27 protein-coding genes are annotated in these 25,622 nt (G+C 71.2%); 11 read left to right on the top strand and 16 right to left on the bottom strand.

The features are described 5' to 3' along the window. The first annotated feature begins 70 nt into the window (after positions 1-70). The 3 genes from ABT123_RS31150 to ABT123_RS31160 all read left to right on the top strand — a co-directional run bounded on the left by ABT123_RS31150 (position 71) and on the right by ABT123_RS31160 (position 4,293). A complete protein-coding gene (locus tag ABT123_RS31150) occupies positions 71-694 on the top strand; it encodes a GntR family transcriptional regulator (RefSeq protein WP_351320841.1) in 624 nt (207 codons plus the stop codon). Positions 695-949: 255 nt separating this feature from the next. After that, positions 950-3,631, top strand: a complete 2,682-nt coding sequence (aceE, locus tag ABT123_RS31155; RefSeq protein ID WP_351320764.1) for a pyruvate dehydrogenase (acetyl-transferring), homodimeric type — start codon at positions 950-952, stop codon at positions 3,629-3,631. Between the two features lie 143 nt (positions 3,632-3,774). Then, on the top strand, positions 3,775-4,293 hold the full coding sequence (locus ABT123_RS31160) for a DUF4240 domain-containing protein (RefSeq protein WP_351320766.1): 519 nt from the start codon (positions 3,775-3,777) through the stop codon (positions 4,291-4,293). 3 nt (positions 4,294-4,296) lie between these two features. Here the strand turns inward: ABT123_RS31160 and ABT123_RS31165 are convergent, their stop codons facing one another. Further along, positions 4,297-5,070 (bottom strand): SDR family NAD(P)-dependent oxidoreductase, encoded by a 774-nt coding sequence (locus tag ABT123_RS31165; RefSeq protein WP_351320768.1) that lies wholly within the window; start codon positions 5,068-5,070, stop codon positions 4,297-4,299. 89 nt (positions 5,071-5,159) lie between these two features. On the opposite strand from ABT123_RS31165, the gene ABT123_RS31170 reads away from it, so the two are divergent. Beyond that, the gene (locus ABT123_RS31170) at positions 5,160-5,813 is read left to right on the top strand and encodes a TetR/AcrR family transcriptional regulator (RefSeq protein ID WP_351320770.1); all 654 of its coding nucleotides are present in this window, start codon (positions 5,160-5,162) and stop codon (positions 5,811-5,813) included. Here ABT123_RS31170 and ABT123_RS31175 read toward each other — a convergent pair. Then, positions 5,810-9,715 carry a wHTH domain-containing protein gene (locus tag ABT123_RS31175; RefSeq protein ID WP_351320772.1) on the bottom strand — a complete coding sequence of 1,302 codons (3,906 nt, stop codon included), beginning with the start codon at positions 9,713-9,715 and terminating at the stop codon, positions 5,810-5,812. The two genes, ABT123_RS31170 and ABT123_RS31175, sit on opposite strands and share 4 nt — an antisense overlap. A 99-nt stretch (positions 9,716-9,814) precedes the next feature. Continuing rightward, entirely contained in the window at positions 9,815-11,224 is a 1,410-nt protein-coding gene (glnA, locus tag ABT123_RS31180) for a type I glutamate--ammonia ligase (protein ID WP_351320774.1), read from the bottom strand. A gap of 184 nt (positions 11,225-11,408) precedes the next feature. Here glnA and ABT123_RS31185 point away from each other — a divergent pair, with 184 nt between their 5' ends. Next, entirely contained in the window at positions 11,409-11,876 is a 468-nt protein-coding gene (locus ABT123_RS31185; RefSeq protein ID WP_351320776.1) for an RDD family protein, read from the top strand. A gap of 93 nt (positions 11,877-11,969) precedes the next feature. On the opposite strand, the gene ABT123_RS31190 is transcribed toward ABT123_RS31185, so the two are convergent. The 5 genes from ABT123_RS31190 to ABT123_RS31210 all read right to left on the bottom strand — a co-directional run bounded on the left by ABT123_RS31190 (position 11,970) and on the right by ABT123_RS31210 (position 15,263). Further along, entirely contained in the window at positions 11,970-12,668 is a 699-nt protein-coding gene (locus ABT123_RS31190; RefSeq protein ID WP_351320778.1) for a DUF4191 domain-containing protein, read from the bottom strand. Between the two features lie 10 nt (positions 12,669-12,678). After that, positions 12,679-12,876: an SCO2195 family GlnR-regulated protein gene (locus ABT123_RS31195; RefSeq protein WP_351320779.1), complete on the bottom strand. Its 198-nt coding sequence runs from the start codon at positions 12,874-12,876 to the stop codon at positions 12,679-12,681. A gap of 202 nt (positions 12,877-13,078) precedes the next feature. Beyond that, positions 13,079-14,029: a lipoyl synthase gene (gene lipA / locus ABT123_RS31200; RefSeq protein WP_351320780.1), complete on the bottom strand. Its 951-nt coding sequence runs from the start codon at positions 14,027-14,029 to the stop codon at positions 13,079-13,081. 110 nt (positions 14,030-14,139) lie between these two features. Continuing rightward, entirely contained in the window at positions 14,140-14,940 is an 801-nt protein-coding gene (gene lipB / locus ABT123_RS31205) for a lipoyl(octanoyl) transferase LipB (protein ID WP_351320782.1), read from the bottom strand. A gap of 56 nt (positions 14,941-14,996) precedes the next feature. Then, complete coding sequence (locus ABT123_RS31210; RefSeq protein ID WP_351320783.1) at positions 14,997-15,263, bottom strand: hypothetical protein; 267 nt, start codon at positions 15,261-15,263, stop codon at positions 14,997-14,999. A 174-nt stretch (positions 15,264-15,437) separates the two neighbouring features. On the opposite strand from ABT123_RS31210, the gene ABT123_RS31215 reads away from it, so the two are divergent. Further along, positions 15,438-16,883 carry an NsdA family TPR-like regulatory protein gene (locus ABT123_RS31215; RefSeq protein WP_351320784.1) on the top strand — a complete coding sequence of 482 codons (1,446 nt, stop codon included), beginning with the start codon at positions 15,438-15,440 and terminating at the stop codon, positions 16,881-16,883. A gap of 37 nt (positions 16,884-16,920) precedes the next feature. Here the strand turns inward: ABT123_RS31215 and ABT123_RS31220 are convergent, their stop codons facing one another. The 3 genes from ABT123_RS31220 to ABT123_RS31230 all read right to left on the bottom strand — a co-directional run bounded on the left by ABT123_RS31220 (position 16,921) and on the right by ABT123_RS31230 (position 20,290). Beyond that, the gene (locus ABT123_RS31220; protein ID WP_351320786.1) at positions 16,921-18,165 is read right to left on the bottom strand and encodes an FAD-dependent oxidoreductase; all 1,245 of its coding nucleotides are present in this window, start codon (positions 18,163-18,165) and stop codon (positions 16,921-16,923) included. 476 nt (positions 18,166-18,641) lie between these two features. Next, positions 18,642-19,544 carry a TIGR01777 family oxidoreductase gene (locus ABT123_RS31225; protein ID WP_351320788.1) on the bottom strand — a complete coding sequence of 301 codons (903 nt, stop codon included), beginning with the start codon at positions 19,542-19,544 and terminating at the stop codon, positions 18,642-18,644. Positions 19,545-19,591: 47 nt separating this feature from the next. Beyond that, positions 19,592-20,290: a VIT1/CCC1 transporter family protein gene (locus tag ABT123_RS31230; RefSeq protein WP_351320790.1), complete on the bottom strand. Its 699-nt coding sequence runs from the start codon at positions 20,288-20,290 to the stop codon at positions 19,592-19,594. A gap of 107 nt (positions 20,291-20,397) precedes the next feature. On the opposite strand from ABT123_RS31230, the gene ABT123_RS31235 reads away from it, so the two are divergent. Then, a complete protein-coding gene (locus tag ABT123_RS31235) occupies positions 20,398-21,468 on the top strand; it encodes a PP2C family protein-serine/threonine phosphatase (protein WP_351320792.1) in 1,071 nt (356 codons plus the stop codon). A gap of 44 nt (positions 21,469-21,512) precedes the next feature. Here the strand turns inward: ABT123_RS31235 and ABT123_RS31240 are convergent, their stop codons facing one another. Beyond that, entirely contained in the window at positions 21,513-21,767 is a 255-nt protein-coding gene (locus ABT123_RS31240) for a hypothetical protein (protein WP_351320794.1), read from the bottom strand. Positions 21,768-21,874: 107 nt separating this feature from the next. Here ABT123_RS31240 and ABT123_RS31245 point away from each other — a divergent pair, with 107 nt between their 5' ends. Next, a complete protein-coding gene (locus tag ABT123_RS31245) occupies positions 21,875-22,246 on the top strand; it encodes an ArsC/Spx/MgsR family protein (protein ID WP_351320796.1) in 372 nt (123 codons plus the stop codon). A 39-nt stretch (positions 22,247-22,285) separates the two neighbouring features. Here the strand turns inward: ABT123_RS31245 and ABT123_RS36800 are convergent, their stop codons facing one another. The 4 genes from ABT123_RS36800 to ABT123_RS31260 form a co-directional block, all read right to left on the bottom strand. Continuing rightward, on the bottom strand, positions 22,286-22,510 hold the full coding sequence (locus ABT123_RS36800; RefSeq protein ID WP_502971107.1) for a DUF7848 domain-containing protein: 225 nt from the start codon (positions 22,508-22,510) through the stop codon (positions 22,286-22,288). Further along, entirely contained in the window at positions 22,507-22,950 is a 444-nt protein-coding gene (locus tag ABT123_RS31250) for an ATP-binding protein (protein ID WP_351320798.1), read from the bottom strand. Before ABT123_RS31250 ends, ABT123_RS36800 begins: the two co-directional genes overlap by 4 nt. Before the next feature lie 99 nt (positions 22,951-23,049). After that, on the bottom strand, positions 23,050-23,436 hold the full coding sequence (locus ABT123_RS31255) for a hypothetical protein (RefSeq protein ID WP_351320800.1): 387 nt from the start codon (positions 23,434-23,436) through the stop codon (positions 23,050-23,052). A gap of 198 nt (positions 23,437-23,634) precedes the next feature. Next, entirely contained in the window at positions 23,635-23,772 is a 138-nt protein-coding gene (locus ABT123_RS31260) for a hypothetical protein (protein ID WP_351320802.1), read from the bottom strand. A 135-nt stretch (positions 23,773-23,907) separates the two neighbouring features. On the opposite strand from ABT123_RS31260, the gene ABT123_RS31265 reads away from it, so the two are divergent. From ABT123_RS31265 to ABT123_RS31275, 3 genes are all read left to right on the top strand, one after another. Then, entirely contained in the window at positions 23,908-24,735 is an 828-nt protein-coding gene (locus ABT123_RS31265; protein ID WP_351320804.1) for a helix-turn-helix domain-containing protein, read from the top strand. Continuing rightward, positions 24,732-24,926: a DUF397 domain-containing protein gene (locus ABT123_RS31270; protein ID WP_351320806.1), complete on the top strand. Its 195-nt coding sequence runs from the start codon at positions 24,732-24,734 to the stop codon at positions 24,924-24,926. The genes ABT123_RS31265 and ABT123_RS31270 overlap by 4 nt, the downstream gene beginning before the upstream one ends. 326 nt (positions 24,927-25,252) lie before the next feature. Further along, entirely contained in the window at positions 25,253-25,453 is a 201-nt protein-coding gene (locus tag ABT123_RS31275) for a DUF397 domain-containing protein (protein WP_351320808.1), read from the top strand. Positions 25,454-25,622: the final 169 nt, after the last annotated feature.

The following is a 25,622-nucleotide window of genomic DNA, read 5'->3' on the forward strand; positions in this document are numbered from 1 at the left end:
GTCTACGCATCAGTACCCTCATCAGGCATCAGGACCCCTGCGCGACCTCCCAGGAGATGAAACCCCGATGATCACGCCACCCGTGGTGCATTCGCTCCGCGAGCAGATCCGCGAGCACATCGTGGAGGGCATCGTCAGCGGGCGCTGGAAGCCCGGTGAGCGCATCGTGGAGCGCCGGATCGCCGTGGAGCTGGAGGTCAGCCAGACGCCCGTACGGGAAGCCCTGCGCGAGCTGGAGACGCTCCGGCTGATCGAGTCGGCGCCCAACAAGGGCGTCAGGGTGCGGAACCTGTCCGCGGCCGATCTGGAGGAGATCTATCCGGTCCGGGCCGGCCTGGAGCAGATCGCGGCCGAGCTGGCCGCCCCGCGGCTGGCGACGGACTGCAGTGCCCTGGAGCCGCACGTGGCGGCCCTGTGGGAGGCCGACCGGGCGGGGGACGGTACCGCGCAGGTGCGGCACACGGTGGGCTTCCACCGGGAGATGGTGCGGGCGGCCGGGAACAGCGTGCTGCTGCACACCTGGGAGAGTCTGGGGATCGAGGTGTTCACGGCCCTGTCGATCCGCTGGCTGGGGACCGTGCAGAAGTCCTACGCCGAGGAGCACGAGGCCCTGATCGAGGCGTTCCGCCGGCAGGATCCCGAGATCGGTCTGCTGGTGAAGCGGCACGTACTGGGCTGCGCACCCCGAGCCTGACGGGCTCCGACGGGCGCAGACCGGGTCTCGGGGCGCACCCATTTGCCCCGTTTTGCCCGGCACTGCGTGCCTCTTTCCACGGCACGCAGTGCCGACTTTCGCCCCACGGCCATTTTTTGGACACTTTTCTTTGATCGATCATCGATCAGCGCCTTACAGTCGTCGACGGACCCCAACCGGGTCCATCGACCCTGTCCTGCCAGTCAGGGTTCCTTTCTTCACCACCCTCCTTAGTCCGGAAGGCGGCGCACACCGATGTCCGACCCCGTAGGAAAGCTTCCGAGCGAGCTCGACCAGCTCCCGGACCGCGACACCGAGGAGACCGCCGAATGGGCGGCCTCCCTGGATGCCGTTGCCAAGGCCGCCGGTACGCGCCGCGCCGAGTACCTGCTCCGCCGTACCCTCCAGCACGCCGAGGCCGCCGGGCTCGCGCTGCCCAAGCTGCTGGAGACGGACTACGTCAACACCATCCCGACCGCCGCGGAGCCCGAGTTCCCCGGTGACGAGGCGATGGAAGCCAAGATCACCGCCTGGAACCGCTGGAACGCGGCGGCGATGGTGACCCGCGGCTCCAAGTACGGCGTCGGCGGCCACATCGCCACCTTCGCCTCGGCGGCCTGGCTCTACGAGACCGGCTTCCAGCACTTCTTCCGCGGCAAGGAGGCCGACGGCTCGGGCGACCAGCTCTACATCCAGGGCCACGCCTCCCCCGGTATCTACGCCCGCGCCTTCCTCGACGGGCGCATCTCCGAGCAGCAGCTCGACAACTTCCGGCAGGAGTCGGGCGGCAACGGCCTCCCCTCCTACCCGCACCCGCGGCGCCTGCCCTGGCTGTGGGAGTTCCCCACGGTCTCCATGGGCCTCGGCCCGCTCTCCGCGATCTACCAGGCGCGCTTCAACCGCTACCTGCAGAACCGGAACATCAAGGACACCGCCAACTCGCACGTCTGGGCCTTCCTGGGCGACGGCGAGATGGACGAGCCCGAGTCGACCGCCGCCCTGGCCCTGGCCTCGCGCGAGCAGCTCGACAACCTGACCTTCGTCATCAACTGCAACCTGCAGCGCCTCGACGGCCCGGTCCGCGCCAACTTCCGCGTGGTCCAGGAGCTGGAGGCGCAGTTCCGCGGCGCCGGCTGGAACGTCATCAAGACCCTGTGGGGTTCCGCCTGGGACGAGCTGTTCCAGCTCGACACCACCGGCGCCCTGGTCCGCCGCATCCGCGAGGTCCCGGACGCGCAGTTCCAGACGTACGCGACCCGCGACGTGGCCTACATCCGCCAGCACTTCTTCGGCGCCAACGCCGAGCTGGTGCAGCTGGCGGGCGTGCTGTCGGACGCGAAGATCGCCGAGTGTTTCCACAGCTCCCGCGGCGGCCACGAGCCCCGCAAGGTCTACGCCGCGTACAAGGCCGCCCTGGCCCACAAGGGCGCGCCGACGGTCATCCTCGCGCAGACCGTCAAGGGCCACACCCTGGGTGCCGGGTTCGAGTCGAAGAACGCGAACCACCAGATGAAGAAGCTGACGATCGACGAGTTCAAGGACATGCGCGACCTCCTTGGCCTCCCGATCCCGGACAGCGCCTTCGCCGACGGCGTCGTTCCGTACGGCCACCCGGGCGCGAACAGCCCCGAGGTGCAGTACCTGCACGAGCGCCGCGCGGCCCTCGGCGGCCCGGCCCCGGCCCGCAAGGTCCACCACGTGGCCCTGCCGGCTCCGGCGGACCGTTCCTTCGCCCCGCTGCTCAAGGGCTCCGGCAAGCAGGAGATGGCCACCACCATGGCCTTCGTCCGCCTCGTCAAGGACCTGATGCGGGACAAGGAGACCGGCAAGCGCTGGGTGCCGATCGTCCCCGACGAGGCCCGCACCTTCGGCATGGAGTCGCTGTTCCCGTCGGCCGGCATCTACTCGCCGCTGGGCCAGACGTACGAGCCGGTCGACCGCGACCAGCTGATGTACTACAAGGAAGCCAAGGACGGCCAGATCCTCAACGAGGGGATCACCGAGGCCGGCGCCATGGCCGACTTCATCGCCGCCTGCACGTCGTACGCGACGCACGGCGAGCCGATGATCCCCTTCTACATCTTCTACTCGATGTTCGGCTGGCAGCGCACCGCCGACCAGATGTGGCAGCTCGCCGACCAGCTCGGCAAGGGCTTCATCGTCGGCGCCACGGCCGGTCGTACCACCCTGACCGGTGAGGGCCTGCAGCACGCGGACGGCCACTCGCACCTGATCGCGTCCACGAACCCGGCGTCGCTGAACTACGACCCGGCCTTCGCGTACGAGATCGCGGTGATCGTCAAGGACGGTCTGCGCCGCATGTACGGCGAGCAGCCGGAAGACGTCTTCTACTACCTGACGGTCTACAACGAGCCGAAGGTCCAGCCGGCCATGCCGGAGGGCGTGGAAGAGGGCATCCTCAAGGGCCTCTACCGCTTCAACCAGGCCTCCGGCCTGGAGAACGCCCCGGCCGCGGACGCGGCGAAGATCCAGCTGATGGCCTCGGGCACCGCGATCCACTGGATCCTGGAGGCACAGAAGCTGCTCGCCGCCGACTGGAACGTGGCCGCCGACGTGTGGTCCGCCACCTCCTGGGGCGAGCTGCGCCGGGACGCACTGGAGTGCGACGAGGCGCTGCTGCGCGGCGAGGAGCGCACCCCGTACGTCACCCGCGTACTGGAGGGTGCTCCGGGCCCGGTGCTGGCCGTCTCCGACTGGATGCGTCAGGTCCCGGACCAGATCAGCCAGTGGGTGCCGCAGGACTACACCTCGCTGGGCACGGACGGCTTCGGCCTGTCCGACACCCGCGAGGGCGCCCGCCGCCACTTCGGCGTCGACGCCCAGTCCATCGTGGTCGCCGCGCTGGCGCAGCTGGCCCGCCGCGGCGAGGTCCCGGCCTCGGCCGTGAAGGAGGCCCGGGAGCGCTACGGCCTGTAGGCCGCGCCGCCGAAGCCGCCGAACTGCACCGAAGGCCGGTGTCCTTCCCCCACGGGGCGGGCACCGGCCTTCGGCCTGTTCGTCGTCTATTGGCCGTATGAGCAGTGGCGGTGCGCGGGCGGACCCAGGATGCTGGACCAGTGATGGACGAGACGGAGTTCTGGGAGATCGTGGACCGCACCCGCGAGGCCGCCGAGGGCGACCCCGAGGAACATGCCGAGCTGCTCGTCGAGCGGCTGACCCAGCTCGACCCGGACTCCGTGCTCGACTTCGCCCGGCACTTCGAGTCCCGGTACAACCGGGCGTACACCTGGGACCTGTGGGGTGCGGCCTGGGTGCTGCTCGACGGGGCCAGCGACGACGCCTTCGACTACTTCCGGTGCTGGCTGATCGGCCAGGGCCGGGAGGTCTTCGAGGGCGGGGTGCACGACCCCGACCATTTGGCGGAGCTCCTGGGCGAGTTCGACGAGGAGATCGACGGGGACGGCGAGGAGCTGGGGTACGCGGCGGACGAGGCGTACGAGCAGCTGACCGGGGTGGTCGCGCCGGACCTGGGCATCCCGGTGCAGGCGGCAGAGCCGGAGGGCGCTCCGCTGGACTTCGAGAACGAAGCCGTACTGGCGGAACGGTTCCCCCGGCTCTGGGACCGCTTTCGCGGCTGACTGTTAGTAGTGGGTTCCGCCGTCGATGCGGATCTCGGTGCCGGTGATGAAGGCCCCGTCCTCGGAGCCCAGCATGGCGACCACGCCGGCGACGGTCTGCGGGCCGGCGAAGCCCTGGCCGAGGGCCGGGGCCAGCTTGGCGAACAGCGACCAGTCGGTGTCCTCGGGCAGCCCCGGGCCGTTCCCGGTGGTCATTCCGCTCTCGATCGACCCGGGTGCCACGCAGACGACCCGCAGCCCCTGCTTGCTGTACTCGGCGGCGAGCCCGTGGCTCATGGACTGGATGCCGCCCTTGCTGGCCGCGTACGCGGACATGTAGGGGTGGGCGAAGGCGGCCGAGGTCGAGCTGAAGTTGACGACGACCGGCTTGTCGCCGGCCAGCAGCGCCGGGAGCGACTCGCGGATCATCAGGAAGGTGCCGGTCAGGTTGACCGCGATGACCTTGTTCCACAGGTCGAGGGTGGTCTTGTGGGTGTGCTCAGACCGGAGGATGCCGGCCGCGTTGACCAGTACGTCGATGCCGCCGAGCGCGTCCACGGCCGCGGCCACGCCCTCCTTCACCGCGCCCTCGTCCGATATGTCGAGCAGCGCGGTGGTCAGCCGGCCGGCCGCGACGCCGTCGGCCGCGGCCTGCTCCATGGTGGCCTTCAGCCCGGCCTCGTTCACGTCGACGGTGTGGACCCGGCCGCCCTCGGCGAGGATGCGGTGGACGGTGGCCTGGCCGATGCCGGAGCCGCCGCCGGTGATCAGGACGCGTCGGTCTATGTAACGGTTCATGGGGCCGAGCGTACCGAGTGCATGACACGCTTTGCCAGACTGTCAAAGAATGCAGTTGTGTTCGAGAACGCGGAGTACCCTTTCCCCTCGTGAGATCCCCTCGTCCGTACTCCCTCCAGGCCGGCCCCGGCGTCCCGTCGCTGACCGAGCGGCGCAAGGCCGCGACCCAGCTCGACATCGCCCGCGCCGCCTGCGAACTGTTCGCCACCCACGGCCCCGACGGCACCACTGCCGAGGACATCGCGCACCGCGCGGGCGTGGCACTGCGTACGTTCTACCGCTACTTCCGCAACAAGCAGGAGGCCGTGGCCCCGTTGCTCGCGGGCGGCGGCGCCGAATGGCGGAACCGGCTCGCCGAGGAATCCCCCGGCACCCCGCTGGCCGAGGCCCTGGAACGCGCGGTCACCCGCTCCCTCACCGGCCCGGTGGCCCTGTCCGAGGGCCTGAACTGGACCCGCTCCCTGCTGCGCGCCGCCGAGGACGACCCGGCCCTGCGCGCGGTCTGGTACCGGGTCAACCAGGACTCCGAGGAGGGCCTGGTCCCGATCCTCACCCACCTGGCCGGCCCGGCTGCCAGCCCCCTCCAGATCCGCCTCCTGGCGGCGGCGGCCACGGACGCGATCCGCGTCTCCCTGGAGGTCTGGTCCACCACGGACACCCCGCCCTCGGGCCCCGACTCCCCGGCCGACCTGGCGGTCCGCTCCCTGCGCGAACTGACCCGCGGGATGGCGATCCTGGCTTAGCCGCGGGGTACGCGGGCAAGGGCGGCCCGGATCGTGTCGGCGGGGTCGGGGACGGGGATCCCGAGCTGCCGGATCAGCGAGGCGACCTCGGTGATCGTCCGCCGGGTCCGGCGGGCGACCCGGTGGAGGTAGTGGAGCGAGAAGTCCTCCGCAGTCGGCTTCTCCTCAGTGGCCAGCTCGTCGGACCCGATGAGCCGCAGGGCCACGCTCACCGGCAGTCCCTGTGGAAGGGCCATGGGGACGACCGTTAGTCCGTACGAGCGCAGGCGGCGGGCCAGGGCTGCCGGCGTCACCTGCAAACGCTGGGCGGCGGTCAGCACATGAGCGAACGGCACCAGAGCATCGACCGCCTGAGCCGTCCAGCGGAACGGGCTGTCGCGTCCCAGCACCTCCTCGTCCCGCAGGGTCGGCCGAGCAGGCACCTGAAGCGGAACCGAGAAGCCGTAGGCGCGCAGCCTGGCGACCCGATGGCGGACATCCTGCAGGCTCGTTGCCTCGTTGAGGATCTCTCCGTACCGCAGGGGTTCCTCCCGGCGCAGGGTCGACGGGGACCGGCCCAGGATCTCGAGATCCCGCACCGAGGCGTCTGCCGGAAACGGTTCGGGTACGGCCACGCCAAGGGCCGCCAGCCGTACGAGCACCTGCGCCGGCTCCAGCCCGAGGCGCTCCGCGAGCGTCAGGATGTGCCCCGGCGGCGGCTGAACGTCGCGCTCCAGCCAGGGCCACTCCCCGTCCGCGTCCCTGCTCAGGAACAGCGTGACCTCCTTCGAAGGACGATCGGGCAGCGCCCGCTCGTCCACCGCGAGTCCATGGGAAGCGAGCCTCCGCCGCACTTCCGGCACCGGAAGGTCACAGGCCCGGCTGACCATGGCCAGGTGGCCCAGCGGCACCGTGGCGCCAGCCGAGAGGCAGCCCATCCACGGCCGGGCGGGGTCCAGCAGCAGCACCGGTTCCTTCCGGGCCGCCTCGCAGAGCCGGACGGAGTCCTCCGGGACTTGGAACCCGAAGCTGCGGAGCTGCTCGGCGGTCGCACGGATCTCGCGCCTGCCCGCCGCCTCCATGAGCCGGCCCGCCGTCACGGGGCCGCCCTTCGCCAGACCTCGGCCGAGCGAAAGGAACACCCCGGCGTTCTCCCGTGTCAACCGGGCGTCGGGCGCCCAGTCTTCGGGGCCGATCTCGTGGAAACCGAGTGCGGACAGCCGCCGAGCCAGGTCACGCGGATCGGTCCGAAAATCGTCCGCCAGCTGCGCCACGTCATGGAGGTCGTCGGGCCTGGCAGGGCCGATGAGGAATTCCTGGTCGGACAGCACGGCCACGCGCACCGGACCGAACTCCGCCAGTTCCGGGCAGACTTCGCCGAGTTCACGCAGCGCCAGCTCCGGGCGGCGGGCCAAGACCCGCCAGAGATAGACGTGGTCCGGAATCCTCGTGACCCGAGCCATGGCGAGGTGGTCCTCGTACCAATCGAAACCCGAAAGCTCCCGCGAGAAGAGCGACACGTCCGCGGGGAAGAACCCCGCTCTCCCCGTGCCGAAGCGCATACCCCGATAGACCACTTCCCGTCCGGCCGGAAGACCGGAGCCGGCAACCAGGTCACCCAACGGCATGCTCTCGTCGGCCACGTCGCAGAGCCACTCGAACGACGGCCGTTCCTGGTCGAGGACACATGCCGCCTGCTCCAGCAGCCCTGCCACGGTCGGCGCCACGGAATCCAGGACGTGCCTGCGGTCCACCGAGAGTTTCGCCGGCGACCACGGGCCGGAGAGGTTCACCACGGCGCCCCGCAAACCGCCGCGGCTGCGGTTGGAGCTGAAGACCCCCACCCGCTGTTTCGGTTCCACGACCAGACCGTCCACCAACAGCGCACCGCCCCGCTCGCACCAGACCACCTGCACCCCGTCGGGGGCGTCAGGCCAGGGACGCAGCCAGCCGTCCGCGGTGTAGCCGACCCCGACGCGGACGTCCTTCCTCGCCCTCAGCTCCTTAGCCGGCCACCGGCTGGGCTCGCCACCGTGCTCCACGGCGATGGTCTCGAACTCGGCGATCGCCAGGATCCGCTCCAGCGCCTGCACCGAGGACCACTCCTCCGGCACCACGTCCGGCCGCAGCCGCAGTCGGATCTTCGTGCCCGGTTCCCTCCCCCGCGGGGCGATCTTCCGGATCCGGAAGAGGTGCCCCGGACCGCAGATCGACACCTGGTATACGGGCCCCAGGCCGCCGTCCGGGGCCATCCGGCAGGTGGTGACCTCGATCTCGTCGGCCAGCATGAAGTAGCTCAGCACGCCGATCCCGAACCGGCTGTTCGGGTGGAGGGTCACCGGTGGACTGACCGTCTCCCATGCCGTGCGCTCCAGTTTGAACTCGAGCTGCTCGGCGAAGCGCGCGCCGGCCTGGGCGAAGACCCCGCGGAGCTCGGACTCGCCCATCCCGACGCCGTTGTCCGTGCACTCCAGGTAGGCGCCGGCCTCGTCGGTGCCCTGCACGAAGGAGATCAGGCCCGTGTACGGGACGCCGCCGAGCGCCGGCTGGGTCAGGTCGAGGTAGCGGCTGCGGGCCTGCCGGTAGCGGCAGGCGTCGAGGGCGTTCTGGTAGAGCTCCCGGACCGCGAGGTCGCGGTCCTTGTACAGCTCGATGCCCATGGCCAGGTCGCGGAACCGGCGGCCGTCGCTGCGGAAGCGCGCATAGCCGTCGAAGGCACGGCCCGTCGGCACCACACCGTCGGCCGACAGCCGGGCCGGCAGTGGCGGCAGCGGGTGGGTGATCCTTTCCCGGCCGGTACGGCGGACGGCGTCCAGCAGTTCGTCGGCCCGGGCGACATGGGCGCGGATGCCCTCCACCACCGCCTCGTGCCGGCATTCCGCCTTCAGGACGCGCAGGTCCGGCGGGCCTCCCCAGCGGGCACCGTCCAAGGTGGTGCGGAGCTCGTCGAGGTCCACGGCGTGCGGGGTGGCGAGGTGCTCGGCGACGATGCCGGGCAGCGTCTGCATCTCGATCGCCATGCCGTAGCCGAGTGCCGCGATCAGCATCAGGCGCTGCTCGCGGACCTGCTCGTGGCCGGAGCCGGTCCGGACGCCGTCGTCGGCGGCGAGCTGGTCCAGGAACTCCGCGTGGCAGACATCCGGGCCGCGCCAGAGCCCCTGGAGCAGGGTGGTCACGCGGCGGGTCGTGAGGGTTCCGCCGAGGAGGGCGGTGGACTCCGCCAGCTCGCCCAGCAGCTCGCCCACCGGGACGGGGTCCGCGAACTCGCGCTGCTGGATCAGCCAGCGGTGGAACAGCCACCAGCCGACCTTCGCCGCTTCCTCCTCCGGGTTGCGCAGGGCGCGCTGCACCAGGCTCTCGTCTTCGTCGACGAAGATCTCGTACGCCCTCCGGCCGGGTCCGGCACCCTCCTCGGGCCGCAGCCGCCAGGGCCGGACCTCCTCGCGGAGCCGGGCCGCGAGGCGCAGGTAGTGGATCCGGTGCAGGAAGGGCAGCAGGACGAGGAGCGCGGCCTCGGCCGGATAGAGGTCCAGCGGGTCCGGGCAGCCGGCGGGCTCGCCGAGGAGGAGTTCGATCCGGTCCAGGAAGCGGATCGGGATACCGGGGTCGTTCCACGGGTCGTCGGCCAGGGCGGGCTCGAGGAGGTCGCGCAACCGCGCCAGCTCGGCCGCGACCGCGGTGGCCCGCTGCCGGTGCGCGCCGGTGTCCCGGCCGGCCGGTACGTGCCGCCACACCGGGGAGTCCGCGGCCCGGCGCACCCAGGGGTCCCGGCTGCCCGCGGTGCCCTCGTCCTGCTGGGGCGCCGCCGACGGCTGCGGGCCGAAGTGCACGCCGTTGACGGTCTGCGCCTGGATGACGACCTGGGCCGAGGCATCGCCGCCGAAAGTGTTGCCCACCGTGTCGCCCACTGGCCCGCGGTCCACGCCACCCACCCTTCGCCTGGTGGGCAAAACCTTAGACACGCGGAAGGGCCGCCGTCCCGGATACCGGAACGGCGGCCCTTCGCTCAAAGCGTCAGCGGCTTAGATGTCGAAGTAGAGCTCGAACTCGTGCGGGTGCGGGCGCAGCTGGATCGGGGCGATCTCGTGCGTGCGCTTGTAGTCGATCCAGGTCTGGATCAGGTCGGGGGTGAAGACACCGCCGGCCAGGAGGTACTCGTGGTCCTCCTCCAGGGCCTTGAGGACGTCCTCCAGGCTGGTCGGGACCTGCGGGACGCTCGCGTGCTCGTCGGGCGAGAGCTCGTAGAGGTCCTTGTCGATCGGCTCCATCGGCTCGATCTTGTTCTTGATGCCGTCGAGGCCCGCGAGCAGCAGCGCCGAGAAGGCCAGGTACGGGTTGGACGACGGGTCCGGCGCGCGGAACTCGACGCGCTTGGCCTTCGGGTTCGAGCCGGTGATCGGGATGCGCATGGCCGCGGAGCGGTTGCGCTGCGAGTACACCATGTTGACCGGGGCCTCGAAGCCCGGGACCAGACGGTGGTACGAGTTCACCGTCGGGTTGGTGAAGGCGAGCAGCGACGGGGCGTGCTTGAGGATGCCGCCGATGTAGTAGCGGGCGGTGTCCGACAGGCCCGCGTAGCCGGCCTCGTCGTAGAAGAGGGGCTCGCCGCCGGCCCACAGGGACTGGTGGACGTGCATGCCCGAGCCGTTGTCACCGAAGATCGGCTTCGGCATGAAGGTCGCGGTCTTGCCGTTGCGCCAGGCGACGTTCTTCACGATGTACTTGAAGAGCATCAGGTCGTCGGCCGCGGCCAGCAGCGTGTTGAACTTGTAGTTGATCTCGGCCTGGCCGCCGGTGCCCACCTCGTGGTGCTGGCGCTCGACCTGGAGGCCCTGGGCGTCGAGCTCCAGGGAGATCTCGGCGCGCAGGTCGGCGAAGTGGTCGACCGGGGCGACCGGGAAGTAGCCGCCCTTGTAGCGGACCTTGTAGCCGCGGTTGTTCTCCTCGGAGCCGGTGTTCCAGGCGCCGGCCTCGGAGTCGATGTGGTAGAAGCCCTCGTTCGCGGAGGTCGCGAAGCGCACGCTGTCGAACACGTAGAACTCGGCCTCGGGGCCGAAGAACGCGGTGTCGGCGATGCCGGTGGAGGCGAGGTACGCCTCGGCCTTCTTCGCGATGTTGCGCGGGTCGCGGCTGTAGGCCTCGCCCGTGATCGGGTCGTGGATGAAGAAGTTGATGTTCAGCGTCTTGTCGCGGCGGAACGGGTCCAGGCGCGCGGTGCTGATGTCGGCACGCAGCGCCATGTCGGACTCGTGGATCGCCTGGAAGCCGCGGATCGACGAGCCGTCGAAGGCGAGCTCCTCCGCCGGGTCGAATGCCCGAGCCGGGATGGTGAAGTGCTGCATCACACCAGGCAGGTCGCAGAAGCGGACGTCGACGAACTTGACGTCGTTCTCCTCGATGTACTGCTTCACTTCGTCGGCGTTCTGGAACATCCAACTCCTCCTACTCCCGGCCCCGGGGCAGGGCGGGCTTTATAGCTCGTGGTGCGTCAGTGCGGTGCCGCACGCTGACCCGACCATAAGCAGACGGGATTTCTCAAGCATGACCCATTTGTTTCGCACAAGTTAACCGGGGTCCGGGCGAGAGTGCCGGGAACGCCACGGGTACCGTGTTCGGGTGGACAAGAGGCAAGCAATCGGATCCTGGCTCTCCGGCCCCCGCGCGGCAGCGGAGGAGATGGGCGTCGACTTCGGTTACCCGGGCCAGCGGCTCGGTCTGCCGCAGCAGGGCCCCGGCTCGGTGGCCCGGTTCGGGCGCCGGCTCGGCGCGGTGGCCATCGACTGGATGGCCTGCCAGCTGATCGCATTCGGCCTGATCACAGGGGGTGAATGGACCGCGGCGGGCAACTGGACGCTGGCGGTTTTCGCCACCCTGGCGGTCCTGACGGTGGGCACCGTGGGCTTCACCCCGGGCAAGCGCACCCTGGGCCTGCGGGTGGTCGCGGAGGACGGCGGCCGGCTGAGCTTCCCGCGGGTGCTGCTCCGTACGGCGCTGCTGCTGCTCTTCGTCCCGGCGCTGATCTGGGACCGGGACGGGCGCGGTCTCCACGACCGGCTCGCCCGCGCCGTCCAGGTGCGCATCTGAACACACTCTTAACGCACACTCTGAACACAAAGGGGCGCCCCCGGAGCCGTCGGCTCCGGGGGCGCCCTTTGTGTGTCGTATACGAAAAGCGGGTCAGCGCATCTTTCCGCCGCGCGGCATCCGCATGCCCTTGGGCATCGGGCCCTTCGGCAGCGGCATGTTGCTCATCAGGTCGCCCATGGCCCGCAGCTTGTCGTTGACCTGGGTCACCTGGGGGCCGGCCAGCACGCGCGGGTACTTCAGGAGGGTGGTCCGCACCTTCTTGAGCGGCACCTCGCCCTCGCCGGTGCCGACGATGATGTCGTGGACCGGGATGTCCGGCATGATCCGGGCCAGCTTCTTCTTCTCGGCCGCGAGCAGCGGCTTCAGCCGGTTGGGGTTGCCCTCGGCGACCAGCACCACGCCGGCCTTGCCGACCGCGCGGTGGACGATGTCCTGGCTGCGGTTCATCGCCACGGCCGGGGTGGTGGTCCAGCCACGCCCCACGTTGTCCAGTACGGCCGCGGCTGCTCCCGGCTGGCCCTCCATCTGCCCGAAGGCAGCCCGCTCGGCGCGCCGTCCGAAGACGATCGCCATCGCGAGGAACGCCACCAGGAAGCCCAGGATGCCCAGATAGACCGGATGGCCGATCAGGAAGCCGATCGCAAGGAAGACGCCGATGGTGACGATTCCCACGCCCGCGAGAATGAGACCGATCTTGGAATCGGCCTTACGGGTCATCTTGTACGTCAGGGCGATCTGCTTCAGTCGCCCGGGGTTCGCAGCAGTCTCTGCGTTTGACTTCCTCGCCATAGAGCGAAGTTTACGTGGCCTGCGGCGTCCGGGTGGCCACGGCCTCGAGTACATGCTCGGTTTCGACCCGGTCCTGGGCCCGGCGACGGTCCTCCAGGACGGCGGTCCAGGCATTGCGGCGGGCGCCGCGGATGAGCAGCGACTCGATGCCACGGATGGCGTCGCCAAGGGTCGGAACGGCGATGGCGCGAACGGGCGCGGCCTGCATGGGGAACCCTCTCTCGGTGCTCTGGTTGCTGTGCGTGGATCCAGCATCACTGTTGGGTGTTACCAGGGAGTGACCGGGCGGTCAAACACCTATGAAACATTGATGCGGCCCGCCGGGCTCGTCCTGGAACGAGCCTAGGGGCCGCATCGATGCGGTGTTACCGCTTAGTAATAGTTTGTGCGCGAGTTCACACAGCCTTCGTTCAGGCCGTCGCTCCGCGCTTCTCCATCGCCTGGCCGTACAGACGACCTGCCCGGTAGGACGAGCGGACCAGCGGGCCGGACATGACGCCCGAGAAGCCGATCTCCTCGGCCTCCTTCGCCAGCTCCACGAACTCGGCCGGCTTCACCCAGCGCTCCACGGGGTGGTGCCGCGGCGAGGGCCGCAGGTACTGGGTGATCGTGATGAGTTCGCAACCCGCCGCGTGCAGATCGCGCAGCGCCTCGCTGACCTCCGCCCGCTCCTCGCCCATGCCGAGGATCAGGTTGGACTTGGTCACCAGGCCGTACTCGCGGGCCTTGGTGATCACGTCCAGCGAGCGCTCGTAGCGGAAGCCGGGGCGGATCCGCTTGAAGATCCGCGGCACCGTCTCGACGTTGTGCGCGAAGACCTCGGGCCGGGAGGCGAAGACCTCCTCCAGCAGCTCCGGGACCGCGTTGAAGTCGGGGGCCAGCAGCTCGACCTTGGTGTGCCCGCCCTCGCGGCCGGCCGTCTGCTGGTGGATCTGGCGCACGGTCTCCGCGTACAGCCAGGCGCCGCCGTCCGCCAGGTCGTCGCGGGCGACGCCGGTGATGGTGGCGTAGTTCAGGTCCATGGTGACCACGGACTCGCCGACCCGGCGGGGCTCGTCCCGGTCCAGCGCCTCGGGCTTGCCGGTGTCGATCTGGCAGAAGTCACAGCGCCGGGTGCACTGGTCGCCGCCGATGAGGAAGGTGGCCTCGCGGTCCTCCCAGCATTCGTAGATGTTCGGACAACCGGCTTCCTGGCACACGGTGTGCAGCCCCTCGCCCTTCACGAGGTTCTGCATCTTCGTGTACTCGGGACCCATCTTCGCCCGGGTCTTGATCCACTCGGGCTTGCGCTCGATGGGGGTCTGGGCGTTACGGACCTCCAGGCGCAGCATCTTGCGTCCGTCGGGTGCGACTGCGGACACGACCGGCTCCCTGTGACTTTTGATTCCTCGGCGCCCACCAGGGTACGCCCGTAATTTCGTACGCTCTTACGTCGGCCAACCTGTGGGCGGCCGAACACATTCCCCGGACGCTAGGCGCCGGCGGCCGGCTCGATCTCGCGGGGCCGCAGCTCGGCGTTCTCCAGCACGTCCGTCAGGTGCCGTTCGATGACCGGCAGGACCTCCGCGATGGTGATCTCGCGGCCCAGCTCGTACGAGAGCGAGGTCACACCGGCGTCCCGGATCCCGCAGGGGATGATCCGGTCGAACCAGGTGCTGTCCGGGTTCACGTTGAGGGCGAAGCCGTGCATGGTGACGCCCTTGGCGACGCGGATGCCGATGGCGGCGAGCTTGCGGTCCTCGCGGCGCTGGCCGGCGTTGGACGGGGCGTACTCCGGGCCGTTCAGGCGGGGGTCGAATTCCTCGTCCTGGAGCCGCGGGTCGAAGTCCAGGGACAGCCCGCCGATCTTCGGCCGCTCCGCTATCGGGTCGCCCAGCACCCAGACCCCCGACCGGCCCTCGACCCGGGTGGTCTCCAGGCCGAAATCGGCGGCGGTGCGGATCAGCGCCTCCTCCAGGCGGCGGACATGGGCCACCACGTCGACCGGGCGGGGCAGCTTCATGATCGGATACCCGACCAGCTGGCCCGGGCCATGCCAGGTGATCTTGCCGCCGCGGTCCACGTCGATGACGGGGGTGCCGTCCAGCGGGCGCTCGTTCTCGGCGGTGCGCCGGCCGGCCGTGTAGACCGGCGGGTGCTCCAGCAGCAGGCAGGTGTCGTCGATCTCGTCCGCGAAGCGGGCGGCGTGGACGCGCCGCTGCTCCTCCCAGGCCTCGGTGTACTCCACCGATTCCGGCCCGAAGCCCAGACGGACAAACCGGAGCTCAGTCACCGCGGCGCCTCCTCGTTGAAACCAGCCGTAGAACCTGCCGTATGCATGTATCGCACTCAGCAAGAGTACGGCGGCGGTTGTTTCCGCTTCCTGCGGCCCCGGGGCAGGTCCGGGTCCTCGTCCGCCCGCGGCAGCCGCCGGTGGCCCTCGGAGTGGTCGTTGACCCAGCCGCACACCCCGCAGGCGTACCGCCCGTCCAGCCCGGCGATCAGCGTGCCGCAACGACGGCACTCGGCCTCGGTCAGCTCGGGGGCGGGCAGCAGGGCCGTGGACTCCGGGGTGGGGTTCTGGGTGGGTTCCAGCTCGGGGGGCCGGCGGGTCATGAGGCGCAGCGTACGCGGATGGAGGGGGGCAGTCCGTAAAGGGCCGTGCAGATTCTGCACACGATCGGATGAATGTGGGGCAGAGAGGACGGCAGAAGCGAGGTTCGCCGCTACATTCACGCCGTTCACAGGGCCGGGTGACCGGCCCGTCACGTCAGGAGACCGTGGAAGCTGATGACGGAACGACCTGCGCAGCGCGTCCCCAACCGGCAGCTCGCGGCGCTGATCGCCGAAGCGGGATTCTCCAACGCCGGGCTGGCCCGGCGGGTCGATCAGCTCGGCCTGGAGCACGGTCTGGACCTCCGGTACGACAAGACCTCGGTGACCCGCTGGCTGCGCGGGCAGCAGCCGCGCGGCACCACGCCCGCGCTGATCGCAGAGGTGTTCACCCGGCGGCTGGGCCGCCGCCTGTCGGCCCAGGACCTGGGCCTGGACGCGTGCGCCCCGGTCTATGCCGGGCTGGAGTTCGCGGCCACCCCGGAAGAGGCGGTGGACATTGCGAGCGGGCTGTGGCGCAAGGATTCCGGCTCCCACGCGGAACTCCGGAAGATCGCGTTCACCCCTGCCGGGCTGGTGGTTCCGAGCCGGGACTGGCTGATCGGGCGGGCCGACGAGCGGGTCGGGCGCGGAGTGGACCCGGCTGCCGCCGCCCGGGTCCCGGTCCAGGGCAGCCGTACGTCGGTGCCTCGGCAGCGGCAGGTCGACCGGGGGCCGGGGCAGCGGGTCACCGGCGGGGACATCGCGGCCCTGCGGTCGGTGGGCGAGCTGTTCCGGGCGCTGGACCACGCGTACGGCGGCGGGCACGCGCGGCAGGCCCTGGTCCGGTACCTGGAGCACGAGGCGGAGCCGATGCTGCGGGGCACCTACGGGGAGAACACCGGGCGGCGCCTGTTCGCCGCCGCGGCGGACCTGACCCGGCTGGCGGGCTGGACCTCGTACGACATCGCCGCGCACGGCCTGGCGCAGCGGTACTTCGTCCAGGCCCTGCGGCTGGCACAGGCGGCGGGCGACCGGCCGTACGGCAGCTATGTCCTGATCACCATGAGCCGGCAGGCGGTGTACCTCGGGCACGGCCGGGAGGCGGTGCAGCTGGCCCGGGTCGCCCAGCAGGGGGTCGGTTCCGGGCCGCCGCCGGTGCTGCAGGCGCTGTTGCACGCGGCGGAGGCGCGCGGGCACGCGGTGCTCGGCGAGGTCCGGGCGGCGACGGCCTCGCTGGTCCGGGCGGAACGCTCGCTGGGGGCGGCCCGGCCCGGGGACGATGCGCCGCACTGGATGCGGTTCTTCGACGAGGCGCAGCTGGCGGACGAGTTCGGGCACTGCCACCGGGACCTCCAGCAGTACCGGGCCTCGGCCCAGCACGCGGAGCGCTCGCTCCAGCTCCGCGCCCCCGGGTACGCCCGGTCCCGGCTGTTCTGCCGGGTGGTGCTCGCCACGGCGCGGCTGGGGCTGGGCGAGCTGGACCAGGCGTGTGCGCTGGGGGCGGAGGCGGCGCAGCAGGCGATGGAGATGCGGTCGGCGCGGGCGGTGGAGTACGTACGGGACTTCGAGCGGCGGCTGGAGCCGTACCGGGACGCGGCGGCGGTCCGGCAGTACCGCGACCGGGTCGCCGCCTTGCACTGACCGGCGGGGGCTGCGGGCGCCGCAGCCCCCGCCGGGGTCAGGCCGCGGCCGGGAGGGGCTGGGCCGGGGTGGGGGCCGGGATGCCGAAGTCGCGCAGCACCGCCGCCGTCGCCCGCCGGGCGGACTGCAGGGCCCCCTGCACCGTGTTCGTGTCCCGATGGTCCCCGCACACGTAGAGGCCCGCCAGCACCCGCACCGGCCGCCGCATGTCGTGCGGGGGCGGCATGGCCGGCACCGCCTCCGGGGTGTGGTGCACCGCGAGGAGTTCCCAGTCCCGGGTGGTGGTGTCGTACAGCCGGGCCAGCCGGGAGGCCACGGTCCGGGGCGGGGGCGGTGGGCCGAGGACCGTCGTGGTGACCAGGGAGCGACCGGCCGGCGCCCGGGTCGGGTCCACCGCGCTCATCACCGCGGTGTGGGCCACCGGCCAGCGCGGGTCCCCGTCGAGGAGCAGCGAACCGTCCGAGGGCAGCACCGTCGGCGAGGCGTGGTGGAGCACCGTCATCTCGTGGAAGGCCGGGACCCGCAGGCCCGGCAGCAGGCCCGCGGCGGCCCGCGCTCCGGTGGCCAGCAGGACCGCCCGGCAGCGGAAGGCGCCGTGGTCCTCCGTGGTGACCACGTTGACGGACACCGACCGGACCCGTACCCCGGTCAGGACGGTGCCTGGCGGGAGCCCGGCGGCCAGCAGCCGCGGCAGGGCCGCCGCGCCGCCCTCCGGCACGGCCAGCCGGCCCCGGGCGAATCTGCGCAGCGCCAGGTCGGCGACCCGGCTGGAGGTGCCCAGCTGGGTGTCGCAGAGCAGGGTGGAGAGCAGGGGCCGGAGCAGCATCGCGCCGCGGGCTCGGAGCGCTGCGGCGGCGGTGCGTTCGGGGCGGGCCAGCACCCGCTCCACCGGCAGCCCGGCGAGCCGGCCGAGGGCCGCGCCGAGCCGCGCCTGGTCCAGGGACCGGCCGGCCAGCGCGCGCACCGGGGTGAGCGCCCCGGCGCGCAGCTGCTTGCCGTCCTCGGTGTGGACCAGCGCGCCGGGCGCGAAGGGCCGCAGCACCAGGTCCTCCAGGCCGGGTGTGCGGTCGAGCTCCGGATAGGAGGTGTTGAGGAGCTGGCCGATCCGGTCGAGCCGGAATCCGTCGGCCGTGCTGTCCGTGGCCATCCGGCCGCCTGGGCCGTCCGCGGCTTCCAGGATCGCTACCGAAACCCCCGCTGCAATGAGGTGGTGTGCCGCCGCGAGTCCAGAGACTCCGGCTCCCACAATGACAACGTCTGCGTGGTGTGCGCTGCTGAGCACGTGCCCCTCCCCGAGGTCGGCGCGGCTTTGTCTCGTCCTCTTTCCCCAACGGGCTCCAGGAATACCCGAGTCGAGCCCACTATTTCCGAGCAACTCCGGTCGCACGTCGGTCGCATGTGAGCACAAACGGTCGCACGGCGGTCACGCGGGCGCGGTGCCGCGGGCGCGGCGGTCGTGCGGGGGCGGGGCGCGGCGAGCGCGGGGCACGACGAGCGCGGGGCCCGAGGGGCGCGGGGCACGACGAGCCCGGGGCACGACGGGCGCAGAGCGCAGCTGCCGTGCGGACGCGGCGAGCGTGCGGACGCGGCGAGCGCAGAGCGCAATGCGCAGCCCACGTGCAGGCACGACGGGCGCAGAGCGCGCCCGAGGTGCGGGCGCGGGGCGCGGCGGCCAGGCGGGCGCGCCGGGCGCAGCCAGCGTGCGGGCGCAGCCGCCGTGCGGGCGCGGCGAGTGCGGGGCGCGGTGGAGGGGGCGGTCTATGGCCGGTCGGCGGCCAGTGCCGCCCGGATCGCTGCCTCGATGCCGGGGTACCGGAAGACGAAGCCGGACTCCGACAGCCGGGACGGCCGCACCCGCTGACTGCCCAGCACGTCCTGCGAGAACTCCCCGAGCGCGATCCGCATGGCCCAGGCCGGCACCGGGAACGGGGTGGGCCGCCGCAGCACCCGCCCCATCGCCGCCGTGACCTCACGGTTGGTCAGCGGTTCGGGCCCGCACAGGTTCACCGGCCCGGCCAGCGAAGGGGTGTCGATCAGGTGGCGCAGCGCCGCGACCTCGTCGTGCAGGGCGATGTAGGACCAGTACTGGCGGCCGTTGCCGAGCCGGCCGCCCAGGCCCGCCCGGAAGAGGGGGAACAGCCTCCCCCAGGCCCCGCCCTCCCGGGCGACGACCAGGCCGTTACGGGCGAAGACCGTCCGTACGCCGGCCTGGTGGGCGGGGGCGGCTGCCGCCTCCCACTCCACGCACAGCGCGGCCAGGAAGCCCTCCCCGGCCGGAGCGTCCTCGTCCACCACCCGGTCTCCGGTGTCCCCGTAGTAGCCGATGGCGGAGGCGCCGACGAACACCTGCGGCGGCTCGTCGAGGGCGGCGGCGGCCCGGGCCAGTGCGGCCGTACCGAGCACCCGGCTGTCCCGGATCTCCTTCTTGTACGCCTCGGTCCACCGGTGGTCGCCCAGGCCCGCGCCGGCCAGGTTCACCACGGCCGCACAGCCGGCCAGCCCGGCCCGGTCCACGGAGCCGCGGTGCGGATCCCAGCGCGCCTCGTCGGCCGCGGCGGGCGGGCGGCGCACGAAGCGGACCACCTCGTGCCCGTCGGCCCGCAGCGAACGGACGAGTGCCTTGCCGATGAGCCCGGTCGAGCCGGTAACCGCGATCCGCATGCGCCCATTGTGGCGGCCTGACCGGCAAGACACCCCCCAACCGTCCCCTAAGCGGATCCCATCCAGGTCCCGACCGCGTAGGTGACGGCCATGGCCAGGGCGCCGCCCGTCACATTGCGCAGGATCGCGCGGGGTGCCGGCGCCTCGCCCAGCCGGGCGCTCACCCAGCCGCACAGGGTGAGGGCGAGGAGGACCGCGGCCACCGTGACCGGCACCCGCCGGGAGGGTTCGGGCAGCACGATGGCCAGCAGCGGCAGCAGCGCCCCGACGGTGAAGGCGACCAGGCTGGCCAGGGCCGCATGCCAGGGGTTGGCCAGCTCGTCCGGGTTGATGCCGAGCTCGACCCGGGCGTGGGCGCGCAGCGCATCGCGTTCGGTGAGCTGGACGGCGGCCTCGCGGGCCACCTCCTGGGAGAGGCCGCGGGCGGCGAGCAGCCCGGTCAGCTCCTGGAGTTCCGCCTCCGGATCCTCGGCGAGCTCGCGGCGCTCCTCTTCCAGGGCGGCCCGCTCGGAGTCCCGCTGGGAGCTGACCGAGACGTACTCCCCGGCCGCCATGGACATCGAGCCGGCCAGCAGCCCGGCCACGCCGGCGGCCAGGATCGCGGGCCGGTCGGTGGTGGTTCCGGCCACGCCGACCACCAGTCCGGCGGTGGAGATGATCCCGTCGTTGGCACCCAGCACACCCGCGCGCAGCCAGTTCAGGCGGGTGCTGATGGCGGCGCTCTGCGCCTGCCCGTCGTCTGCCACGGGACCACTGTCCCGGCCCGGCGGGTCCCGGGCCAGCCGGAACACCCCGGCGGAGCGTCCGGGGTGCGCGGGCCCCGCCGGGGTACCAGGGTGGAGGAGTGAGACGCGTGCGCGATGAGCCGGGCTGGCTGCGCGGGGCGCCGCCGCCGCGCTGGGCCCGGCTCGCGCCCGTGGTGGCCCTGGTGGTGCTGGTTCTCGCCCAGCAGGCCATCCCGGGCACGATGGAGCTCGGCTATTTCCTGGCCGCGCTGCCGGCGGTCGCCGCTTTCTCGTATGGGGCGACCGGGACGGCGGTGTTCGCCGGGGTGGTGCTGCTCCTGCTCGGGGTGCGCGAGCTGGGGGTGGGGCGGGCCCAGGGCACGGATCTGGCGACCGTGGCGGTGGTGTGCGTCCTGAGCGTGGTCATCGCCTGGGTCCGGCGGCGCCGGGACGCGCAGCTGGTCAGCGTACGGACGGTGGCGGAGGCGGCACAGCTGGCGGTGCTGCCGCCGGTCCCGGAGCAGGTGGGTCCGGTGCGCTGCTCGGGCCTGTACCGGGCGGCACAGCGCGGCACCCTGGTGGGCGGCGACCTGTTCGACGTGCGGGCCGGGCCGTACGGGGTGCGGGCCGTGGTCGGGGACGTGCAGGGGCACGGCCTGGCCGCGGTGGGGACGGTGGCCTCGCTGCTGGGCTCCTTCCGGGAAGGGGTGCTGGACGACGCGGAGCTGGGCGCGGTGGCGGCCCGGCTGGACCGGCGCCTGGTGGAGGACTCGGCCGGGGTGGAGCATGCGGAGCTGTTCGCGACGGCCCTGCTGCTGGAGTTCCCGCCGGGTCTGGGCCTCGTACGGATCGTCTCCTGCGGGCATCCGCCGGCACTGCTGCTGCGCGGGCCGAAGGTGGAAGAGATCAAGGCGGAGCCGGCTGCGCCGCTGGGGCTGGGGCTCGCCGAGGTGGCCCCGCCGGCCGTGCTGGACGTGGCGATGCGGGCGGGCGACCGGCTGCTGGTACACACGGACGGGGTGACGGAGGCGCGGGACGCGTCCGGCGTCTTCTACCCGCTGAGCGACCGGGTGCCGGAGCTGTCCGACCCCGCCGATCCGCCGGCCGCCCTGGTGGCCGCGGTCTGGCAGGACCTGGTGGACTTCACCGACGGTGGCCCGCCGGACGACGTGGCGGTGCTGGTGCTGTCGCTCCCCTGAGCCCGGCCACCCGGCCGCCGGGCTCAGGGGAGTCGTACGCACGGTCAGCGGCCGTCGCGGAGGAGCGAGCGGACCATCCGGCAGGTGAGGTTGGACGGGCGCCGGATGCCGGTGCGGACGGCCATGGTGCGGATCTTCCGGTTGGTCGCCCGCTCGGCGTCGTACGTCCCGGAGTCGAGCAGGGATATGGCCAGGCGCATGGCCTTGAGGCGGCGGTTGTGGGACTCGTACCACTCGCGTGGCAGACCCGCCGGCAGCGGCTTCTTCTTCGGCGCAACAATGATCGCGGCAGCGGCCATCTACAGCCTCCCAAACGGTAGTTGGCGTTCTGTCGTTCTGCATTCGATTCTACGGCGGGGCACTGACAAAGGCCCTGGCCAGGCCGGTTGCCGATAGGGTCGGTGCCATGGAGATCTGGATCAATCCCGCGTGTTCGAAATGCCGGAGCGCGCTGAGCCTGCTGGACGCGGAAGGCGCCGAGTACACCGTCCGGCGGTATCTGGAGGACGTGCCCGGCGAGGACGAGATCCGCGAGGTGCTGGGGCGGCTGGGCCTGGAGCCGTGGGACATCACGCGCACCTCGGACCCGCTCGCCCGGGAGACCGGGGTACCGGACCTGCCGCGCGAGGAGACGGCGGCGGCGCGGGACCGCTGGATCGCCCACCTCGCCGCCCACCCCAAGCTGATCCAGCGCCCGATCATCACGGCGGACGACGGCACGGCCCTGGTGGCCCGCTCGGAGGACGCGGTCCGCGAGGCCATGTCCCGCAAGGCCTGACCTGACGGGCCCCGCGGTGGGGGCGCGCGTTCCCGTCGGTCACCGCGCGCGCTCCACCACCGCAACGTCGCTGTACGAGCGACCGAAGAACGCGTGCTGCGTGCGGCCCGTGTGCTGCATGCACGCCACCTCACACGCCTTCGCCGACGCACCCGGCGGGTGTTCCCACGTACAGCCTGGTACGAGACAGCGAGCGGCGACGGTGATCGCAGTTCCCGGCGCGCGGGTGATCGTGTGGTTCACGTACCGCAGGGATGCCCTCATGCCCGGCCCCTCTCCGGCTGAGGGGCCACGCGGCGCTTTGCGATCTCCGCCCACACCACCTTGCCGATCGAGCGGGCGGACACGCCCCAGGCAACGGACAGCGCAACAACGATGCGCATGCCGTACCCGTGATCACCCAAGTGCTCCGGCTGGACCGTGGGCTGGGCCTCGGCTCGTGCGTCGGCGACTTCCACGCGCAGCACGTGCTCCAGCTCCGTGATTCGGAGTTCAAAGTCCCGGCCCGGGACGCATCCGTGACACACGGCATTCGACACCAGCTCGGCCACCACCTGCGCCACACGTTCGGACTCGTCCCCGCCCAGGGGAAAGCCCCAGTCGACCAACTCAAGCAGAGCCAAATGCCGGGCCAGACGGGCACCGCGCCGAGTGCTGCTGAATCTCTGCCGCCATACGGGCGGGGCCATGTCCACCATGGGCATGCCTTTTTCTGTGAGTGAAGGGTGCATGCCCCTGCCAGGAGCTTTGCGCCGTGGGGGCGCGAATTGGTCAACCCGGCAGGGGCGGAATCCAGGGGGCGCTTACCGTGCCGTCAGGGTGGCGCCGAGGAAAAGGCCGATGGAACCGCTGATCACGATGACCATGAGCGCGCCGGCGAAGGACGCCACACGGTCATACGCTTGGCGTGCTGCCGACCGGCCCTTACGCATTCGGCGCACGGGACTGCGCACGGCCGAATTGCTTCTGACGCCGGTACGCGCCGGGTGATCGGCACTGCGGTCATACATGCGCTCCCTTTCCGGCGCCTTGTCCACGCACACGACAAGAAGGCCGGATAGGGCGTCCTCTACGGCGCGGGCTTCCCGGTCGGCAAGGATCTGCGCGAACCCGGCGTCAAGTTCGGCGCGCTGGTTCGCCGTGAATCGGAACACTTCCTCCGGCCTCACTTCCGCGTCCTTTCCTGCCACGCTGCGATCACGTCGTCATCGCTGGCAAAGGTCACCTTGGTGGGGTCGGCGTCCCAGTTCTGCCCACCCCCGACCGGCCGAAGGCGGAGTATGCCGCTCACGGGCCCCAGCACACGCCCCAGACGCCCCGTAGCGCCGTCAATGACCACGTCGCCCCTTCGGGTGCCTGCGGGTGCTGGCGGGCTGCCTCAGGGGTGTTCATGGCAGCCGCCTGCGGGTGCGGGCGGTACGGGCCAGCCAGTCCGGCGTCAGCGGGTGGGAACTGCGCCGCGCTATGGCGTCGGCCAGCTCCGCCGTGCCGTCCTTGGTGCTGATGGTCCTGGTGGTGCTGGCCATGGTCGGGTGCCGTGCCCTTCGGTCGGAGGGTCGTTCGCTTGCATGACTTGCTACCCCCACAATGGCCCCTGAGGCGTACGCTCAACACCAGCTCAGCCCATGCCAATGCAGATGGAATATTGGGGAGTTGAACACGTGAGCGAGAGCGTTGATCAGTCGTCGGGTCCCTCAAGCGCCGCCGAGTTCTTCGGTGAGGAGGTTCGGTTACTGCGTGAGTCGCTGGGGTTCTCTCAGGACGGCTTTGCCGAAAAGATCCGCTACAGCCAGCCGCAGATCAGCAAGGTAGAAAGTGGGGCGGTCTTGGCGTCTGCCGCCTTTGCTGAGGCCCTAGACAATGCTGCGGGAACGCCCGGGGTCTACACCCGCCTTCGGGCCCGTCTGAGCAAGGGCGGACACCCGAGTTGGTTCGAGCCGTACGTCAGCCTTGAGGAGTCGGCCAGCGGCGTAACGGATTACTCCTGCACCTTCCTCATGGGTCTGCTTCAGACCCATGACTACGCCGCAGCGATCATCAGGGCCGCCTTCCCCCGCGAGACCGAAGAACAGATCCGCGCGCGTGTCGAACTGCGCATACAGCGGCAGGCCGTCTTGGAGCGCGCGAACCCTCCCCTGCTGTGGGTGATCGTTCACGAAGCGGTCCTGAGGGCCCGGGTAGGCGGTGCCGCCGTCATGCAGGCGCAGTTGGAACACCTCACTGCGCTCATGCAGTCGCCTCACGTGACGGTGCAAGTCCTGCCGTACAAAGCGGGTGCCGCGCCGAGCCACCTGCCCTTTACGCTGCTCGCGTCGGACCACACGCCCAGCGCCGTCTACACCGAGACGCCAACTCATGGCGGGCAGGTGGACGACTCGGCTGGCGTGGTCGCGGGAGCCGTAGCCATGTTCGACCGGCTACGCATGGCGGCAGCGTCAGAAGACGAATCGCTTGAGCTGATTTGCAACATCATCAAGGAGTGCGTGTGAACAGCAGCCTGAAGTGGGTCAAGTCCTCTTACAGCGGGGGCGAGGGGCAGTGCGTCGAGTGGGCGCCGAAACATGCGGCGGCTACCGGCGTGGTCCCCGTGCGGGACAGCAAGCAGCAGGACGGCCCGGTCCTCAACCTGTCTGCTGGCGCGTGGGGGTCCTTCGTCGCCCTGGTCCGCGCGGACGGCTGACGCTGCCCTACTTCCTACCTGAGCCCCGCCGCTCCACCATCCTCGGAGGGGCGGGGCCTCGCCGTGTCGGGCGGCCAACGACCCGGCCGAGAGGCCGGCCGACGAAGCCGGTCGGGCGCGCGGCCAGTCAGTACACCACGCGGGGCGGAGCATGTCGGTGATGGCTGCGTCCGTCGCCCGATCGGCACTGCCGCAGAGTGGGACACTTACAGCGTGACGGGAAGTTTCGTCGCCTCCATAGCTGGGGACCTACTACCGGTTGCAGGCTGACTCGTTGTCGCAGCCGACTCCTTGGACGTGGTCAATAAGCTACGGAAGGGCACACCGTGACGACCGACTCCCCCCGTTGGTTCAAGTCCTCGTACAGCAACAACGGCGGCAACTGCATGGCGGTCGCGGCCAACCTCGCCGCCTCGCGCGGTCTGGTCCCCGTCCGGGACTCCAAGAACCCGGGCGGCCCGGTCCTAGCCTTCTCTACCGGCGCGTTCGCCACCTTCGTCACCGGCATCAAGTCAAGCGCTATCTGACTGCTCGCGCGCGACGAACAGCCGAGAAGGCCCCGCCACTCCAACTCTTCCGGAGCGGCGGGCAACCCTGACGGAGGCAACTGCCTTGAGTGGGACCGTGCGCACGCTGCCGCCGTCGGCGTGGCGCCCAGCACTGCGAGCCCACTCGCACATGCCCCATGAGGGCACC

This window comes from Streptomyces sp. NPDC002054 (assembly GCF_040296685.1).
Taxonomy (GTDB): domain Bacteria; phylum Actinomycetota; class Actinomycetes; order Streptomycetales; family Streptomycetaceae; genus Streptomyces.

Bases quoted from the DNA above. Each gene is read 5' to 3' on its own strand.
- ABT123_RS31225 (WP_351320788.1), bottom strand. From the start codon at position 19,544: ATGCGGATCGCGGTTACCGGCTCGACCGGGCTCATCGGCAAGGCACTC.
- ABT123_RS31215 (WP_351320784.1), top strand. From the start codon at position 15,438: ATGACGGAACGACCTGCGCAGCGCGTCCCCAACCGGCAGCTCGCGGCG.
- ABT123_RS31240 (WP_351320794.1), bottom strand. From the start codon at position 21,767: ATGGCCGCTGCCGCGATCATTGTTGCGCCGAAGAAGAAGCCGCTGCCG.
- ABT123_RS31245 (WP_351320796.1), top strand. From the start codon at position 21,875: ATGGAGATCTGGATCAATCCCGCGTGTTCGAAATGCCGGAGCGCGCTG.
- aceE (WP_351320764.1), top strand. From the start codon at position 950: ATGTCCGACCCCGTAGGAAAGCTTCCGAGCGAGCTCGACCAGCTCCCG.
- glnA (WP_351320774.1), bottom strand. From the start codon at position 11,224: ATGTTCCAGAACGCCGACGAAGTGAAGCAGTACATCGAGGAGAACGAC.
- ABT123_RS31210 (WP_351320783.1), bottom strand. From the start codon at position 15,263: ATGACCCGCCGGCCCCCCGAGCTGGAACCCACCCAGAACCCCACCCCG.
- ABT123_RS31160 (WP_351320766.1), top strand. From the start codon at position 3,775: ATGGACGAGACGGAGTTCTGGGAGATCGTGGACCGCACCCGCGAGGCC.
- ABT123_RS31195 (WP_351320779.1), bottom strand. From the start codon at position 12,876: ATGCAGGCCGCGCCCGTTCGCGCCATCGCCGTTCCGACCCTTGGCGAC.
- ABT123_RS31260 (WP_351320802.1), bottom strand. From the start codon at position 23,772: ATGGCCAGCACCACCAGGACCATCAGCACCAAGGACGGCACGGCGGAG.
- ABT123_RS31250 (WP_351320798.1), bottom strand. From the start codon at position 22,950: ATGCCCATGGTGGACATGGCCCCGCCCGTATGGCGGCAGAGATTCAGC.
- ABT123_RS31190 (WP_351320778.1), bottom strand. From the start codon at position 12,668: ATGGCGAGGAAGTCAAACGCAGAGACTGCTGCGAACCCCGGGCGACTG.
- ABT123_RS31165 (WP_351320768.1), bottom strand. From the start codon at position 5,070: ATGAACCGTTACATAGACCGACGCGTCCTGATCACCGGCGGCGGCTCC.
- ABT123_RS36800 (WP_502971107.1), bottom strand. From the start codon at position 22,510: ATGAGGGCATCCCTGCGGTACGTGAACCACACGATCACCCGCGCGCCG.